This is a genomic window from Aliivibrio sifiae, from assembly GCF_002954705.1.
Classification (GTDB): Bacteria; Pseudomonadota; Gammaproteobacteria; order Enterobacterales; family Vibrionaceae; genus Aliivibrio; species Aliivibrio sifiae_A.
Genome location: NZ_MSCO01000001.1, coordinates 1,295,429 through 1,312,748, shown reverse-complemented (window position 1 = coordinate 1,312,748; position 17,320 = coordinate 1,295,429). Strand labels below are relative to the sequence as shown.

Annotated in this window: 13 protein-coding genes; 4 read left to right on the top strand and 9 right to left on the bottom strand. The window is 37.6% G+C overall.

Annotated features, from left to right (window positions below; genetic code table 11):
• Positions 1 to 442: 442 nt before the first annotated feature.
• The 9 genes from BTO22_RS05820 to BTO22_RS05780 all read right to left on the bottom strand — a co-directional run bounded on the left by BTO22_RS05820 (position 443) and on the right by BTO22_RS05780 (position 14,904).
• Positions 443 to 3,547, bottom strand: a complete 3,105-nt coding sequence (locus BTO22_RS05820) for a type I restriction endonuclease subunit R (protein ID WP_105054664.1) — start codon at positions 3,545 to 3,547, stop codon at positions 443 to 445.
• A gap of 18 nt (positions 3,548 to 3,565) precedes the next feature.
• Positions 3,566 to 4,234 (bottom strand): retron Ec78 anti-phage system effector HNH endonuclease PtuB, encoded by a 669-nt coding sequence (ptuB, locus tag BTO22_RS05815; RefSeq protein ID WP_105054663.1) that lies wholly within the window; start codon positions 4,232 to 4,234, stop codon positions 3,566 to 3,568.
• Between the two features lie 3 nt (positions 4,235 to 4,237).
• Positions 4,238 to 5,872 carry a retron Ec78 anti-phage system effector ATPase PtuA gene (gene ptuA / locus BTO22_RS05810; RefSeq protein ID WP_105054662.1) on the bottom strand — a complete coding sequence of 545 codons (1,635 nt, stop codon included), beginning with the start codon at positions 5,870 to 5,872 and terminating at the stop codon, positions 4,238 to 4,240.
• Positions 5,865 to 6,809: a retron St85 family RNA-directed DNA polymerase gene (locus BTO22_RS05805; RefSeq protein WP_242504745.1), complete on the bottom strand. Its 945-nt coding sequence runs from the start codon at positions 6,807 to 6,809 to the stop codon at positions 5,865 to 5,867. The genes ptuA and BTO22_RS05805 overlap by 8 nt, the downstream gene beginning before the upstream one ends.
• A 236-nt stretch (positions 6,810 to 7,045) precedes the next feature.
• The gene (locus BTO22_RS05800) at positions 7,046 to 9,076 is read right to left on the bottom strand and encodes a DUF262 domain-containing protein (protein ID WP_374954009.1); all 2,031 of its coding nucleotides are present in this window, start codon (positions 9,074 to 9,076) and stop codon (positions 7,046 to 7,048) included.
• A gap of 2 nt (positions 9,077 to 9,078) precedes the next feature.
• Positions 9,079 to 10,542 carry a DUF262 domain-containing protein gene (locus BTO22_RS05795; protein WP_105054660.1) on the bottom strand — a complete coding sequence of 488 codons (1,464 nt, stop codon included), beginning with the start codon at positions 10,540 to 10,542 and terminating at the stop codon, positions 9,079 to 9,081.
• A 12-nt stretch (positions 10,543 to 10,554) separates the two neighbouring features.
• On the bottom strand, positions 10,555 to 11,886 hold the full coding sequence (locus BTO22_RS05790; protein ID WP_105054659.1) for a restriction endonuclease subunit S: 1,332 nt from the start codon (positions 11,884 to 11,886) through the stop codon (positions 10,555 to 10,557).
• 3 nt (positions 11,887 to 11,889) lie between these two features.
• The gene (locus BTO22_RS05785) at positions 11,890 to 14,364 is read right to left on the bottom strand and encodes a type I restriction-modification system subunit M (protein ID WP_105054658.1); all 2,475 of its coding nucleotides are present in this window, start codon (positions 14,362 to 14,364) and stop codon (positions 11,890 to 11,892) included.
• Positions 14,365 to 14,514: 150 nt separating this feature from the next.
• On the bottom strand, positions 14,515 to 14,904 hold the full coding sequence (locus tag BTO22_RS05780; protein WP_105054657.1) for a helix-turn-helix domain-containing protein: 390 nt from the start codon (positions 14,902 to 14,904) through the stop codon (positions 14,515 to 14,517).
• 95 nt (positions 14,905 to 14,999) lie between these two features.
• Here BTO22_RS05780 and BTO22_RS05775 point away from each other — a divergent pair, with 95 nt between their 5' ends.
• From BTO22_RS05775 to BTO22_RS05760, 4 genes are all read left to right on the top strand, one after another.
• Positions 15,000 to 15,497, top strand: coding sequence for a lecithin retinol acyltransferase family protein (locus BTO22_RS05775; protein WP_308727208.1), 498 nt, complete (start codon positions 15,000 to 15,002; stop codon positions 15,495 to 15,497).
• 335 nt (positions 15,498 to 15,832) lie between these two features.
• Positions 15,833 to 16,309, top strand: a complete 477-nt coding sequence (radC, locus tag BTO22_RS05770) for a RadC family protein (protein WP_105054655.1) — start codon at positions 15,833 to 15,835, stop codon at positions 16,307 to 16,309.
• Entirely contained in the window at positions 16,309 to 16,752 is a 444-nt protein-coding gene (locus tag BTO22_RS05765) for a DUF2787 domain-containing protein (RefSeq protein WP_105054654.1), read from the top strand. The genes radC and BTO22_RS05765 overlap by 1 nt, the downstream gene beginning before the upstream one ends.
• A 64-nt stretch (positions 16,753 to 16,816) precedes the next feature.
• Complete coding sequence (locus BTO22_RS05760; protein ID WP_105054653.1) at positions 16,817 to 17,284, top strand: DUF2787 domain-containing protein; 468 nt, start codon at positions 16,817 to 16,819, stop codon at positions 17,282 to 17,284.
• The last annotated feature ends 36 nt before the right edge of the window (positions 17,285 to 17,320 follow it).

Here is a 17,320-nt window from a genome sequence, read left to right as displayed (position 1 = left end):
TAGGCAGATTTACCAAAAAAGAACAAGTGTGATTACCATCTCACAGGAAGTGATGCAAATTTAAATAGAATAGGCATAGTAGGAATTACAGGCACAAAAAAGCCCACACTAGGTGGGCTCTTTTGTATAATGTGGTGCCGCTACTGGACTCGATTATACAGCCTACCCGATTGATTATAAATAAATTATTTAAAGTAGACTTTAAAAGTGTTACTTCTGGTGTTACTTAAGTAGAATTTGACACATTTCCAGCCCCTATCGGTGACAGCGTCACTAATATAATAGGCACACTTTCCTTACGAATCGTTAAAAATAATAATTACTCACATAGATGGCAATAAAGTACTACAGGCTATCTTGTCTATAATTATGAGGAGCTCAGCATATTGAAGAAGCCCAAAGAGAGCCTCTCTATAGTACAAGAATAAATACGTTAAGTAATTTAAACTCTTTTAGATGCCTCAGAATTAACAGTATGTTGCATACTTTGAGTCCACGATGCTTTAAATGCGGTATCCCCTGCAAACAATTTATAAAGTTCAAGTTCATCCTTACGCCTTGCCAGCATTACTTCTTTAAGCATCTTTTCAAAGGCTAACTCTCGGTTGTGAGGATCTGGATTGTTTTGATACTTAGCTTTAAAGTCTGGATGACTCTTAACACTTTCTGCAATGTTAATGAATTTCACCTTTTGTTCTTCAGGTGTTGCACTCCACCCTTGAAACCAACGTTCATTGAAATTTCGGATAATCTCGTCAAGAGAATCACGTTCATCATCATCATCATGAGCACCTCGGGGATTAGGGTTTTGTGGTTCAAGCTCTGAACCTGCTTCATCTAACTCAATAGAATGATTGAGTTTAACGCGCTGTAATCCATATGAACTCAAGTCAATAGAACTCAATAAAGCATCTAAAGCTTCAGAGTCTGGATCTTTCACTATGAGCTTTGGTATTAGGAACTTCAGGAACCAAAATAGCTTTTCCCACGCTGCAACTTCATACGGCATGATGGATGCCATCTGCCCGTATATTTTAACAAACTGTTTAGCCTTGATTTTAAAGTCAATCTTGTCTTCATCTTCTAGATCTAGTTCGAAGTTGAAACGATTTGCAGCTGTATCAATGATAGGACTTAGAATTTGTGCATCTTCGTTGTTAAAGTAGCGCTCAATAAAGCTCTCAACTTCAGGCCATTCATATACAGCAACCTCATCCATTACATCCTTAAGTTCATGCAATACATTGACATCAGTTGCTTCCGATAAAGTAGTAGAGGTATAGAAAGGGTCAAAAGATGTTTTAATATCCTCTACACTATTGAAGAAATCCAAAACAAAAAGGTCTTCTGTTTTCTTTCCAAGCTTTGGCGCTGAGCGGTTCAAGCGAGACAAGGCTTGAACACATAATACTCCAGAGAGTTTCTTATCTACGTACATCGAACAAAGCTTAGGTTGATCAAAACCTGTAAGATACTTATTTGCAACAATAAGTAATCGGTACTCATCCTGATTTATGTGCTTAGGTATTGGATCATTTGGATTCTTTTTTTTGTAGTTAACATCAAAGTAGTCTTTAGTATCACCTTCAGCAAACCCGTTCATCTCGGCTTCTGTGTACTCAATACCATCAACTTCTTTTGTACCAGAGAACGCAATAGCCACTTTAAACGGGTTTCCTTGCTCATCAAGTATGCGAGTGATCGCTTTGTAGTAACGAATTGCCGCTTCGATACTTTGAGTTACCACCATACCTTTCCCTTTGCCGCGCAACTTCTTTGTGTTAACGACTTTAGGTATGAAATGATCTAACATAATTTCAGCTTTGGTATTGATTGTTTGTTGGCTAGCTTCTACATACGCACGCAAACGCTTTTGAGCCTTTTTAGAATCAAACTCTGGGTTATCTTGAATTGATTTTTCAATCTCGTAATAACTTTTGTAGGTTGTGTAGTTCGCAATAACATCTAAGATGAAGCCTTCTTCAATAGCTTGCTTCATTGAATACAAATCTATTGGTTCAAAACGTCCATCTTCTTGTTTTTGTCCGAACTTCTCCAAAGTGCTATTTTTAGGCGTAGCAGTAAATGCAAAATAAGATGCATTACCGCGCATTTTTCTTGAACGCATTGCTTGTAGCACTTTTTCTTGTGGGTCCTCTGCTTCTTCAACTTCTGATTTGCCCATAGCACGATTCATATTGTCGTGAGCATCGCCATTCTGCGAGCTATGTGCTTCATCAATAATTACTGCAAATCGTCTATCACTCAGATCTCCAATACCATCGATAATAAATGGAAATTTTTGAATCGTTGTAACGATAATTTTCTTACCATTTTCTAAGGCTGATTTTAACTCTGATGATTTAAATGCAGGAGCTACAATATTTTTGACTTCAGAAAACTCTTTAATGTTATCCCGTAATTGTTTATCTAAGAGACGTCTGTCTGTTACAACAATTACTGAATCAAATAAAGGCTGTTCAACGCCTTTACTACCGGGTAGATCAGCTCTTACAGGGTAAGTTTCTATTAATTGATAAGCAGCCCAAGTAATTGAATTTGACTTACCAGAGCCTGCGGAATGTTGAATCAAATAGGTTTGGCCTACTCCATTTGTTGCAGCATGCTCGACTAACTTACGTACTACTTGCATCTGATGGTAACGAGGAAAGAAAAGAGTACGTTTTCTCAAATCATCTTTAATACTGCCATCTAAACGCACAAAGTGTTGGATGATATTAGCTAAACTTTTTTTGGTGAATACTTCTTCCCACAAATACGATGTTTTATGACCACCGTTTAATAAGGTATTCGGAGGATTGCCTTGGCCATGATTGTGCCCCTTATTAAATGGCAGGAAAAAAGTATCCTTGCCCGCTAATTTAGTCGTCATATAGACTTCATCTGTATCCACAGTCATATGAACTAAGCAACGACCAAATTGTAATAGTGGTTGAGTAATATCTCGATCGTTACGGTATTGTTTTTGTCCGTGGTAGCGAGCTGTTTGACCTGTTGAATAGTTCTTCAGCTCCATTGTTATCAGCGGAATTCCGTTGATAAATAACACCATATCAATCTCTTGTTGAGGATTGGCAACCGAATACCTAACTTGGCGAGTCGAGCTGAATATATTTGCATTAAAGTTTTGCTTAATCTTTGCACTACTACTCGCAAGAGGGGCAGGATACAGTAAACTAAAGTGAGCATCATCAACACTTAAACCCTTTTTCAATAAGTGTAAAATACCATGTTTTTTGATTAGTCGGTCAAAACGTTCAAGTACTTTTCGTTCCCAATCATTAGGGCTGTTTCGTTTCAGCTTGTCCAACTCTTTTTCTTGTGTTTCTTTTAAAAACTGCCAAAAAAACCGAAGATCTAAAGAATACTGCATATCAAAATCTCTAGTGTATCCAAGCTTATATAGATCACTACCATATCCAGGTGCTACCTCACTTATACCTAACTTAATCTCTTCTAAGCAAACACCTGTTAAATGCTTTTCAATTGCAGCTTCTAAAGCTTGTTCATTGGTTTGACTGACCATTAATTTATTCCTAATTAATTAAAATAAAGCTTCCAGTACTGCTGTTTGATACTCCTGCAACTTAACTTGCACTTTAATATCATCCATAGCTTGCTGTAGAGTCTGATCATCTAATTGACCGCTTATTCTCTCTAATTCATTAAGCTCTTTTTTGAACACATCAATTTGTGTTTTTCTCGCTCCATTGAAGAAATCTAATTTAAGGACCCTTAACGTTTCTGTAGCCTTTTTATGCATATCTGGAGATAATCCAAGTTTAGGCTCTATTATCCCTGTATCCAAGAAATTAAAATAGTCTTTGGGATCATCGATATCAGGTCTTATTAGGTCACTAGCATTATAATTTCCAGGTCCGTCGTCACCTTTACGATCTTTATAATGCCCACAGCTATTACCTGTCCTTAGGCCACAACATCCAAATAAATTAATCCAATTAAACGTTAAATGTTTATATGGAGTTGACCCATCTGACTTCTGACCTTTATGAAAAAAATGCTCAATATGCCCGTTCCCTTTGATTGCTACTGACTCACAATAAACACAAAATCCATTTTGCATCGTTTGTAGCTTGTCCCAAATAGCATCTCTACAAGCAGTACTTGGCCTCCGGCTAGTCCATTTTTGAGAATTATGATTGTAATTTGATAAGCAGTGAGGTCCTGGCATTGGTCTATGTAGTTTCCTCATATCCTATTGCTCTTTATTTAATCTAGCTTTCATTTGCGCGATTCTAATTTGACTCTCGCAATCGATAACGACAGGGTGACTCTCACCAAAATGATTACTTATCTTAGCAAAAGTAACATCTCGTAGTTCTTGGTTACCTGCTTTAAGGTATCTAGAGAAATCATTGAGCCAAGTAGCTTCTTTCAGTTTTTCAGGTACGGAATTAGTACCCATAATACGGGCTAAAATATCAGCACTAGTGACACCTTTAGTTTGAAAATTCGGTGTACTAATTATTGGATTCCCATTGTCATCGAGGCATATCTGACGAATACATTGCTTATCAACCGTAGAGAGGACCTGTGGGCTATGAGTGGTGACGATAAATTGCAAATTAGGGAACGTAGTTTGAAGTCCTATGAGTATTTCTTGTTGCCACTTAGGGTGAAGGTGCAGCTCAATTTCATCAATCACTACAATTCCATTAGCATTTAATGGCATAGCAGAATCAGGATTCAACTTTACTAAACGCCTTGCTAAATCTCCGGCAAGAGCGACAAGCATTTTTTGACCTTGTGATAACTGAGCGATATTTACTCTATTGCCAAAATTTTCTACTAATAATCTAGATTTTCCCGAACTACGGTCAACTTCAAGATTCTTGACATCAGGTACAAGTGTTTCAATAGCGTTATTAACAAATTCTAAATGACGTTGATACTTTGCTGAAAGTTTACTCTTTAATAGGTTTGCTAACTCTTCCTTTTTACTATTCAATTTTGCATTGAAGGCATCATTTTCCGGAGGTTCTTGTCCTCCATATACATCGTTAATAGTATCTTGCAGATTAGATATCTGAATCTTTAGATCTTGCACTTCTTTAGTTTCTTCGCCTTTCGCCAGATTAACCAACTCAATATAAAGCTTCGAAAAATCTTCTAGTTTTCCACTTCCCTCCAGAGAGGTCTTAAGGTCGGAAAATCTATTATTGACACCATCACCTGAAGCTTTCTCCGATATAGTCGAAGACAGTGAAAAATCAGAACGCTCAACTGAATAAAATGCTAGAAGAGGAAGGTTTATTAATGGATTTTTAGCAGCAGTCATCTTATACATATTCGCAACTTGCTTTATACCCACAACATCTGTAGGAGAACTTCCACCATAACCAAGAACCGTATTACCGATAGTCGCCTCAAAATCATTATTATCATCAAACTTAAATTTGCTTGTAACCTCCGAGAACTCCCTAGATTCTACGTGAATATCACTATCCTTAATCGGTCTTCCAACTACATCTTTTTTTTCAAGGTTGTTATTTAACCAAGAAAGAGTTTTGGCTATCGCATCTGCAATACTTGTTTTTCCGGCACCATTATCACCAATAATCACCGTAATATTTTCATTAAAGTGAATATCTAATGACCGAAACCTTCTATAATCCACTAGTTGTAATGAGGATAGAGTAAGTTTTTTTTCAATAAGCGCAGTTTCTACTTCAGTAAAGTATTCTAGAGCTAAATCTTCATCTTTTTGCTCTACATTTTTACCTTCCGAATAGTTTTGAAAAAGTTGAAATGAGGAGCTAAAATTCCCTTTCGCAGCACTTTGGATTAGGTGTTTAACCGTTCTGCTTGTATTTTTATGTTGCTTAGCCATTTGGTTCCTCAACAATTTGAGTAATTAATTCAGCTGAATATTTTCGTTTCAATGATTCAACAAACGCAGGTTCTATATGCTTAGCAAAAGCAATTAGACCTCTAAGGTGTCCTCTATCCTCAGCATCAAGTTTACTTAGTTGAACTTGGTGTACTAAATGTTTGATATATCTTTTTCGCTCCCTTCCGAGAGAGAGCTTCCCTTCATTGTTAATAGTGATACCAGTAACATGCCTATTGTGTGCTTTAGATGAGAACTTTGTTTTCTTTCTATTGATTCTTATTGAATTTCCAAACAAATCAACCAGCTTTTCTTTTACAAGTATCGGAAGGTCAAAAAGTATGCCTTTATGCTTTGTTGAAAATGTCAAATCATCAGCATAGCGTGTGTATACAATCCCTCTTTCAAGGCATACCTTGCTTATGACACAATCAAACTGATACATAAAAAAATTAGAGACAAGCGGGGAACTTGGCGCTCCTATACTAAGGATCAAACTTCCTCCGGTCGTTTTACTCGGGCACCAAAAAAGTAAATTATTTAACGTTTGTTTATCTTGAATTGAAGGTAGAGTCTGTATTGATTCCCAAACTTTCCAAAATAATTTATCAGTAATAGAATTGAAGAAATTTTCAAGATCTAGTTTAAGTAAATAAGGATTGGTTTTGTGAGCAAGTGCGTTTTGCTTAATGCTCATACCTTTTCGATAAGCCATAGCTGACTCATGGATAGGTAACTGCTGAAACTCCAAATATTTACGCTGATATTCTTTTAATTCTTTAGAAGGTTGAGCTATCACTCGGTGTCCAGAGGTACGTTTAGGAATAGTATATACTTTGTACCTTTTAGGTGCACTCAGCAGAAAACGGGCGACTTCGTCCTCACCCTTTTTCAACTCTAATGCTAGCTGTTCTATCAAAGTCATTTCTAATCCCATTAAAAAAGCCCAAGAGCAATGCTCTTGGGCCTAGCTCTTTACTAGAGGAAGCGATAGGTTCGCAACCTGATTGACGAACGGAGTAAGGAGATCAGGTTGCGAACCTATCGCAACCATAAAACCGTTCAATAAATTAGAGTCTGGCTAAACACCCGACTAGACGAATTCGTCCTAAGCTAAAGAGTTTTTTAATTATATATCAATACTATATTACCTTCAAATTAATTATTATACGCTTATTTTTCGTCAGTATAGTGCTTTGTTAACACATCCAATATATATACTTGATGATCTTTAATTTTTTCTTTTGTCCAATTACCTCCATCTCCCATCAAGCTAAAGATATGTTTGGATTTTAATGAATCATAACTTTCTTTGTTCATAAATTCTGCACGTTTAATACTTTCAGCCTTATCGCTATAAGTAGAATTTTCACCTGGACTAAGTAAAACTAAGTTACCAAAATGATGTAACCAATCATGAGATAACTTACTATTGTTCTGTGGGTGAATATGTTCTATCGAATTCTTTGATGTAATTCGATATCTTTTAAATTTTAGAACCTCTACAGAGCTCAGTATTGACTCTGAACTATTGAGATGCTTCCAAAGTAGATATTCAAGTTTTTGAAACCAATAATGCTCAAAACTGGTGCCATTCGATTCACTAAAGTAACGAATCTTTTCTACCCATTCTATTATTTTAGGCTTTTTCGATTTCGCTTGTTTAAAACTGGCTTCTTTTTGAGAACAAATAGCAAGTGACATTCTGTTGTCTATTCTTTCAAGTAACTTGAGAGCTTTCTTTTCTTGTTTACTGCCTATACTTTTCTTTATTAGTTCAGTAATAAAAGGGGTTATCCAGTATTGGGCACTTCTCTCACCCGTAAAGTTACGAACACTTTGCAATAGAACTATGCCACTAAGCTCTTTCGCTGTGCGATTGATATAGTAATTGCCATTAGATTTGCTTCGAGATTGATAGGTTAGGCCAAGATGAGACTCGGTAGAATCATCGCGCTTAACCCATTTAACGACCCAGCGGTCGAACTGATAGCGAACCTGCCAAAGCATTTCAATAAAGTCTTTTATAGATTGTTCATCAGCATTTATTAATGGCTCAAAAACTTCCAGCAAACGATCACTGTGAAGCCTTACGTCTATGTCATCTTTGTCATTTACCGCTAGATATACTCGATAAGCGTGTATCAAGAAAAGTGGGAATTTTATTATCGGCTCGCAATAAACCGTTTCTACATCTAGATCATATGTTTCGAATACATCTGCCTTAAGATTATCAGGGACATTTTTTCTGTTTAACTGTTCAGCTAACTCTTCGATACTAAGCCCTGCTGATTGCTCATAACCTAGGTCTGTATCTTTATGTAATTCTGCTGAGTGCAGAAAGCGATTGGTATCAAAAACAGCTAGGTCTTCAGGTTCAATAGCATTCCAATCTGAATGGCTAAAAACTTCCCGGACATTGCGCTCAAAATAGTTCTCCATATGTTCACAAGCAACCCATATCGCATCATATAGAGCTTTATCAGACAATTTCTTAAACAATTTGGCTTTAAGAATATCGGCTTGTTCTAACTGAACCCCTCCAGTGTTCATGGTCGCAAACAAACGGTTTAAATCCATTTGAGCCGAAACTATGTTGTTAACCCATTGCACATTACTATAAAAATACTCTGCAAATTGCCCAATAGTCACATCAGGATCTTTATTGAGCTTTTTGACCTCTTGGGTCAATACATTCAGTGCAATACCGATCTGTTTTAGATAGTCATTGCTATCTATTTTTTCTTGAGAAGGTATTTGATAGTCTTTAAGGCCCGCTAAGCCACCTAGGAGCTGTTGAACTTGTTCTCGAATAGCAAATTGTAAGCGAGGTATTACTTTTCCATCACTAGTCTTAAAAACTGCTAATTCTGAAAGTTTCGAGTTAACTCCTGCATAACTAAAAGCAATGGCGATAAGCATCAAAGTTGTGGTGCGCTGCTGCCCATCAATTAACTCATAGATGGCATCACCGTTTTTCTGTAATACTGATGACAGAATGGTGCCAATAAAGTAATTATTATCCGTTTGCTTATTTGACTCATGATACCTTTTACAAGCTTCTTTAATATCATTGAACAGAAGCAATACATCGTCATCAGACCAAACATAAGGGCGTTGGTAACTAGGAATAGAGAACTGGTAGTCATCAACCAAGATCTTCTCTAAGGTCAATATTTCCGTCTGAACAGATAAAGTAGACAAGATTACTGCCCTCCTAGCAATCTGACTTTTTCTGTAAAGTCATTTGAGAATTTAGTTGCGTACTGCTCTTTGGTTATTTGGGTTTCAATTTCGATAGAGAACTCTTTTTTTACTTTATTTATAAAATCTTGCTTACGACTGGATTTCTGTTCCGTTGGTGATCGTTCTGCTTCAATGATGCCTTCAGCACTTACGTTAAGTTGAAATTCATCCAATTTTAAAAAGCACTGTTCAGGCGTATAGCTCATTGCTATCCAATCCAATATTGGTGTTTTACGTAAAAATGCAGGAACAGATTTTTCTTTTACTGCAACTTGGTTTTCCACTCGCCTTGAATACACCACCCTAAATAGTTTTTTTGCGGCGACTTCTAGGTATTGTTGTCCAAACAGGCTGATATATAACAATAAGCTCGTGTCAAAAAGCTGCTTTAGATAACCACAACCATGGAGGTTGCATATAAGCTCGTGATAGAAACGGTGAAAGTCTGTTCCTGTAATATTTTCAGTTTCATTAGCGACTAGATAGGTTTGACGAAGCTGCTCAAAATACTGAAGATAATGAATGGTATTAGCGCCACTATTCAGTGGTTGACGTAAATCATAGCCAACTTGAGGTTGCGATAAACTCTCACCACCACTCTCGAAGTAAGTTCGTGTGACTCGGCCAAAAGCTACATCTTCTCCCGTTGTTTTAGAAGACAACTCATCAACGACAGCATCAACAAGCAAGCGTTTCTGGTGGTGTAATGGCATTGTTCTTCGAGATCGATCTTTTAAGTCTTTTTTTAAATTAAAGTACTCCCAATACCGCCCTCTTAAGAGCAAATCAATCACAGGATTGATGTTATTTAAACTCTCCCATAAGGCCGCAAAATGGCGAGTTTTAGAGGGCGTATTCTTGTCTATCACGTTTAGGTGATGTGCCTTAATAACATCAGGCCCTTTTAAGCGTACTCCACCAGTGTTCTGGGTTTCAAAAAAGCGATAGGCTTCATCTTCATTATTAGTCACAACCAATGTGACATTAACTAATGAAAAATCAATACTGGCAATTTGCTCACGTTTATCCAACAGCCAAGCCAAGTTATGTTTAATCTGTTGCTGACTCTCAGGTGCTTCATAACGTAGAGTTGAATTTTGATACTCACCTTTTAAAAAGGCAATCAGTGCCATGGTGGTCAGACGCTGCTGTCCATCGATGATATTGAGCAGATTATCCTGCTGATGCAAAATAATACTGCCCAAATAAAATGGACATTTTTGAGTATCTTTATTGCTTTTAAAGCCTGATTGATAATCTTTAAAATCTTGCAGTAAGCGCAGCATCTGCTCCTCAGACCAGCGGTATGGGCGTTGATACTCAGGTATGGAAAGCTGACCATTAATTGTTGAACCATCAGAGGCTATAATCCCCTGATGGTCAAAAATATGCGCTAACGTTGTACTGGCAACAGATACTGACATTTTACTTCCTTGTTAGTTGAGTATGCTTTCTTGCTTTTGTGGCACTTTAATTTTGCCTGTCACTGCACTGTTGATCAGTATTGTTTTGTACTCTTTGAGCTTTTCAATTTGTTGAAGCTGTAATTTTACGGCTTGGTCGATTTTATTAGATTGTACTTCTACGTGTGCAACTATTTGATCTTGTTCATTACGACAAGGAAAGCCAATTTCCATATCAAAGAACATTCGAGAGTAAAATCTTAGCCTTGAAGAGTGCAACCCTGTAGATACTTTATTGTAATGCTCTATATAACCGACAGTTTTAAGTAACCATTCAAGGTAAACCGGATTAAATATATTCAATGGTTTCTGACGGAAAATACTATACGCTGAACTTACAATGCCTGGTCGTTCTGAAACCCCTAAAGCCCCCATCCATGCCCACATAATGTTCATGACTAAGTCATTTTTTTTACATGTTTTAGAACCGCTATAATCTTCCGCAATCATGGTTACATTCTTTTCAGATCGCGGAGTAACACCTGTTATATGTGATACCGATAATAACTCTTCATCGCCATTGACTGAGCGCTCATCAATTTCATCAAATAAGTATTTTGCTCGTTTAACTTCCCAATGCTTTGGAATTCTACCGATCCAATCAACACCAGAGTCTTTCATGGGTACATTTGGAGCTAGGCCTTGAGTCACAGCTTGTTGGATGATGATTTGTTTACGCTCTTTTAACAGCTCGATTTGTTGCTGTTTGATAGCTACGGCTTCATCAATTTGAGCCGTTTTTTTATCAAGAAAATTGGCTATAGCAACTTGAGAGCTTTCTGGCGCTATAACTACATACATATTTGATAGTTCTGATGAGTTTATAGCTGGGTAGCTCATCCCTTTAGCTATATCATCCACTTGTTGGGTAAAAGCATTACTCTTTATGAAACTAGCAAAGTACTTGGAGTTTAACTCTAGGCGCGGAGATAAGACTGCAAAACCAGTAGAAAATACGTAGTCCTTATGTTCTTCTTCTATAAATGAAATAGCCTTGAGGTATGTACGTACTGTTGAGACAATAGTATCTCCTGCCTTAGCTAACCTACGAGCGCGAGATGGTGATTCTGAAAAAGTGAATGTTTCACTTTTTTCTATGCCATTTACTAGCGATACACTTCCTATATCAACATAATTAATCGTACGCTTTGCTGAAGTGTTTTCAGGCAAAGTGCGGCTATTAATTTCAGCGCAAAACTTTAGTTTCTTAACTGACCATCCCATAGGTATTTTACCTATTCTATCAATACCAGAATCTACATATTGCTTATACTCAGGCATCTCTAAAAATGAATTTTTAATCATTTTTCACCCCTGAATTTTAGTGAGAGACACACCAAGGATATCAGCAATCAAACCTTCGGCTTTTGTCTCTAGATTTATAATTTCTTTAGCAACCTCACTCATTGAGCGTAGTGACTTATGCTGATAGAAGTACTTGTTAAAGCTAATCTCATAGCCAATTTTAGTGCTATCAAGATTTATCCACGCCTCACCTACATGAGGCTGTACTTCATCAAGGAAGTATTGGTGGATTTCACTGTTATTAGTGTTAGCTTCTTGGTTGGTTGAGACATAATTAAGCGGAATAGATTCTGCGTCACGCAAATCTGAGTTACTCTCGTAAGTAGTAAATTCGTTTTTGTTACTCGTGGCATAGTAGCCAAAGTCACTCAAATCAGCTTGTTCACAACCTAAGTGCTGTAACAGCTCATCAAGTTTATCTTGCTTAAATTTAACCACCTTTTTAATCACTTTGTGAGCGTTTTCGTCATACCAACTCACCGCGTCTAAAATGGTCTTCTTCTCAGCAGGGGTTATTTTGATAACCTCTTGTTTCTGTGCTTTCTTTAGCTCTGTTAGCCTCTTTATTTTAAGATCAACGTCTTCCTTGAAGTCATTGACGTTATCGTATTGCTTATCGCCAAATTCAGTGAGAAGCTCCGCTGCCATTTGATAGATATTGCGTAATTTCAACCAATTTTCGATATCCAATAGCTTCTTCTTGGCTTTGGTATTTAAAGTAATGTCGTTTTCTTCACACCAAGCAAGAGTGGTGTTTTCAACGGTTTTTAAGAATCCTTTTTGATAAACACTTTCACCATACTGTGCATACAGGTACTCCATTGGCTCACGTAGTGCTTTATCAAAACGCAGTGGTTCTATTAGTTCTTGCTTGAATTGAGCGCTTCGGCGATCTGGTCGTTCAATATTGACTTTGTAATAGCCAAAATCTTTGTTATTAAACACTTTCGAGGCTAGTCCAATAGGTTCATCATTGTCGTTTTTTGTTCGCTCAATCGACTTGCCACATAGGTAAGCCTGAGTTATTTGAGCAATATGCTCTGGAAGGAATTCGCAGTTCTTGTCGCCCAAGTTTTTGCGCAGCTTTTTAAACAGCAGACTAGCATCAATTAATTGTACTTTGCCTTTTCTGTCTTCTGGTTTGTTATTGCTTAATAGCCATATGTAAGTCGTTATCCCTGTGTTGTAGAACAGGTTATTTGGCATTTGCACGATAGCGTCTAGCATGTCGTTTTCAATGATGTAGCGACGAATATTGCTCTCTCCAGAACCTGCGTCACCAGTAAATAAACTAGAGCCATTGTGTACTGATGCAATGCGAGCGCCCAACGGACTGTGAGCCGTTGATTTCATCTTGCTTACCATTTCCATAAGGAACAGCAACTGTCCATCACTAGAGCGCGGCGTGGCATCAACAAAGCCATCCTTAGCTGGCTCACCCCAGTAATCGTTTAACGGAACACGGAAACGAGAGTCGATAACATCAGTGCCATCTTTAATGTTCTTCTGCTCGCTAGCCCAACTTTTCCCATAAGGTGGATTAGACAAGCAGAAATCAAAACGATTGGCTGCAAACTCATCAGTAGACAAGGTCGAACCAATCTTAATGTTCTCAGGGTTATTACCCTTGATCATCATATCTGACTTACAGATAGCGTAAGTCTCATCATTGATCTCTTTGCCGTAAAGACGGATATCGCGCTTAGAAGTTCGATTCTCTGATTTAACTGGGTACTTCTCTTCAATGAAATTTTGCGCTTCGGTTAGCATGCCACCACTACCACATGCAGGGTCATAAATTGTCAAAGGATCTGGCAAGCCGCCTTTAATCGGATCAAAGACTAAATGAACCATTAGTTCAATTACTTCACGTGGAGTAAAGTGCTCACCCGCTTCTTCATTATTATCTTCGTTGAACTTACGAATAAGCTCTTCAAACACATAACCCATGCCTAAATTACTGACAGGCGGTAGCTTATAGCCATCAGGATCAATCTGTTCATTAGGAGTAAGGTTGATGTTTGGTGAAACGAACTTCTCCAGTACATCTAGCAATACGTCTTTACTCGCCATGTGACGAATTTTTGCTTGTAGATCGAAGCAAGCAATAATCTCTTTAACGTTGTCACTAAAGCCAAATAAGTATTCTTCAACATTCGCCAACAAGATTTGTTGATTGTTAGTTGCGGTGCTTTGTAAGCTTTTTAGCGTCCATCTTGAGGTGTTATAAAACACGTAACCAGATTCCGCCATTAATGGCGCATCATCAAGCTCAGTGGCTTCCATTTCTTCAGTTTGAAACCTCACCTCTGCCAAAACTGCATCTTTAGTTGGCTCTAATAAAGTATCTAAACGACGCAATACCACCATAGGCAAGATAACATCACGGTATTTACCACGGACATAAACATCACGTAGGCAGTCGTCTGCAATAGACCAGATAAATGAGATAAGTTTGTTGTGTACTGAGTGATCCATAACGATCCTATTTAAAATCTAATAAGTTCTATAATAAGAACTGTAAGTAATAGAGCTTTGAGTTAACAATATTACTTTTATTTAATACGCAGCATTAGACATAACTACTGCGTAAACTTATTTATTATACAAAGAGTTACTTTACCGATACTACTTAGATTTACCAGCAAGGCCGATGATCAATGCGCCTAGTGCAGCACCAGCGATAAATGTTCCGACCCCACTTCCACTCGCAGTTTTTGCTTTTGTTGTATTACCTCGTGGCTGTGCCTGAACTAAAACATCATCATTTGATTGTAAGTTTCCAACCGTATTTACAACTAAGTTAAACAAACTTTCGACAGGTATATCTAATGCTTGGGCACACTCAAACATTTGATCTACAGAAAAAGTTGACTTCCCAGATTCTAAGCGGCTATAGCTTGCTTGTGACAGCCCCATTTTTTCTGCCAAAACACTCTGTTCAATACTTAATTCTTTTCGTTTATTAGCAATGACAACACCAAGAACGGATGAATATGAAACCATTTTATCTTTCATTTTTTTCACCAATCACAAAATAGCACTTGATAAAATCAGTGCATGCATATAGATTAACTGCATCAATATACGTTTAACGCATAACTCAGCATTAATTGAGTTTGTATACTTTAAATCAAAAAAGGAAAATTATGAAGAATAAACTGAACTTAGGTGACTTACTTTACCGATCAAAATTGTTTGTAGAGCATGCAGGCATATATCTTGGCAGTGATCGAGTACTTCACAACAGCCCTGATGGTAATGTACAGATCTGTACATTAGATGAATATTCAGCGGGGAAACCAATAAAAGTAATATTAAATCAATTAAGTAAAGAAAAACAAAATGAATTGTTACACCAAGCAGAACAACTTATCTCACAAGCTAAGCACTACGGGATTCTTAGTTTTAACTGTGAACACTTAGCTTCTAGTGTTCTCTCTGGAAGTTCTACAAGTGAGCAACTTCAGGGAGTAGGCTTAGGTGCTGCTGCGGGACTCTTACTGGCTTATAGTAATAAATCTAAATACTCATTTTTATTTTTATTAGCTGGTGGATTAATCGGCTGCATGGCAGTTAACGCTTCTCGAAAATATGATTTTTCCATTTAAGATCAATTAGATAATGAAGACAAAAATACAATCCTTTTATCTATTTATTTTGTCTTCATTCTGTTTAAAACTTGTACAACCATTGGTGTACCAATAACCCTCTACTTTTAATCACCCTTACTTATCCCTGATCGTAGTGCAGTTACTTTCCGAGATAGTTCACGATAAATCACTATCTTTTTGGCTTACACTCCCTCTCCCCTTAATCTAGCAAGTACTATTATTTCTTTTGATCTTACAATTACTACTTCCTACCATTAACTCCAATTCAAAAATAACTCACATATATATCACCTTTATGCATATCCAAAACGAATGCCTTAAAGGAGCTTTACATGCAAAAACAATCCAACCTCACTTATGTCGTTAATGAGCCTTTAACGGCAAATCAAGTGTTCGAAAAAGCCGCTGAATTACTAGAGCACCAATATCAACGTGAAAACTCATTCACAGATCCGACTAACACCAAACATTATCTATCCATGAAATTAGGCCACCAAGAGCGTGAAGTGTTTGCTGTGCTGTTTCTGGATAATCAAAATCAACTCATTAGTTATCAAGAGCTGTTCTATGGCACTGTCGATTCTGCCAGCGTGTATCCTCGTGAAGTCGCAAAGGCAGCATTATATGCCAATGCCGCTGCGGTGATATTTGCCCACAACCATCCTTCGGGGATTGCGGAACCATCAGGGAGCGATAAACGCATTACCACTAAATTAGTGGATGCATTAAATTTATTAGATATTCGAGTACTTGACCATGTGGTGGTTGGCTCACCTTGTGTCTCTTTTGCAGAGCGAGGGCTTATCTAATGAAAAGAGAATTACTTGTTCACGGTAAAGACCTAGCATTACCCAAAAGTCTGCATCGTCATCTTGAAGTAGTCTTAGATAGTTTTTCACTTCGTACTGACATCAATCGACTTTCAGTGAACTTTCGAGACACCAGCTATTACCATCGACGTGAGGGATTGCACCCTGTAGAAATGCGCTTTGAGCGAGACGACATTAATCGTCATATTTGGAAGCTGGTATTTATTGCCAGCTTTTCCTATCCCGATGAACACAGCCCAAACGTTGCACCTGAGCTGTACTTTAACTTTAAACGTGGTTGGTTCTATCAACCTGATATTCAAGGCTGTGAGCTTGCAAGGCCGCAAGTCATCGACCTATTTACCTCATGGGCACTCGCCTTTTGTCGTCAACTTCGAAACCAACACTTTGATGATATCTCTGCTAACGAGATACGCACTTAACCTCATCTGCTTCCAATTTATTACTTTTTGTCACTATCTTATTTAAATCATAGGAGGACACACCGTGTCTGAATTACAAACCATCATTACCACCACTAACCTTGTTCCTACGTTATTGCCAGTATCAAGCAAGCTGAACCAATGCCTTGTTGATGCATTTAATCAACGCCCTGAATTGCATTCTGGCTTAGAGGAAACAAACAGTGTCATCTTCAATTTTCGAGATAAAAGCTACAGTGCTGAAAGTGGTGGTTTTCATCCTGTTGAGATTGCTTTAACCAAAGAAGCAAATAACACATGGCACTATGCCTACATCACTAACTTTGCTTTTGTGGGTAATCATTATCCTGAATTAGCCAAAGAATTAGATTTTGATTTTCTAAGTGAAGAATGGTTTGCCAGCTATTTAGGACGTTATTCGTCCATCAAAGATGACGGTGCCGCTAAGGAGTTGTATCAATTATGGGAGCATAACTTTCTGGCTTATGCCGATATGGGAATGTATGACGAAATAGAAATCAACGTATCTTAATCATCCTCCTTATTTCAATATCAATCACATCATGCC

Bases quoted from the DNA above. Each gene is read 5' to 3' on its own strand.
- ptuB (WP_105054663.1), bottom strand. From the start codon at position 4,234: ATGAGGAAACTACATAGACCAATGCCAGGACCTCACTGCTTATCAAAT.
- BTO22_RS05820 (WP_105054664.1), bottom strand. From the start codon at position 3,547: ATGGTCAGTCAAACCAATGAACAAGCTTTAGAAGCTGCAATTGAAAAG.
- ptuA (WP_105054662.1), bottom strand. From the start codon at position 5,872: ATGGCTAAGCAACATAAAAATACAAGCAGAACGGTTAAACACCTAATC.
- BTO22_RS05765 (WP_105054654.1), top strand. From the start codon at position 16,309: ATGAAAAGAGAATTACTTGTTCACGGTAAAGACCTAGCATTACCCAAA.
- BTO22_RS05785 (WP_105054658.1), bottom strand. From the start codon at position 14,364: ATGGATCACTCAGTACACAACAAACTTATCTCATTTATCTGGTCTATT.
- BTO22_RS05780 (WP_105054657.1), bottom strand. From the start codon at position 14,904: ATGAAAGATAAAATGGTTTCATATTCATCCGTTCTTGGTGTTGTCATT.
- BTO22_RS05805 (WP_242504745.1), bottom strand. From the start codon at position 6,809: ATGGGATTAGAAATGACTTTGATAGAACAGCTAGCATTAGAGTTGAAA.
- BTO22_RS05795 (WP_105054660.1), bottom strand. From the start codon at position 10,542: ATGTCAGTATCTGTTGCCAGTACAACGTTAGCGCATATTTTTGACCAT.
- BTO22_RS05790 (WP_105054659.1), bottom strand. From the start codon at position 11,886: ATGATTAAAAATTCATTTTTAGAGATGCCTGAGTATAAGCAATATGTA.
- radC (WP_105054655.1), top strand. From the start codon at position 15,833: ATGCAAAAACAATCCAACCTCACTTATGTCGTTAATGAGCCTTTAACG.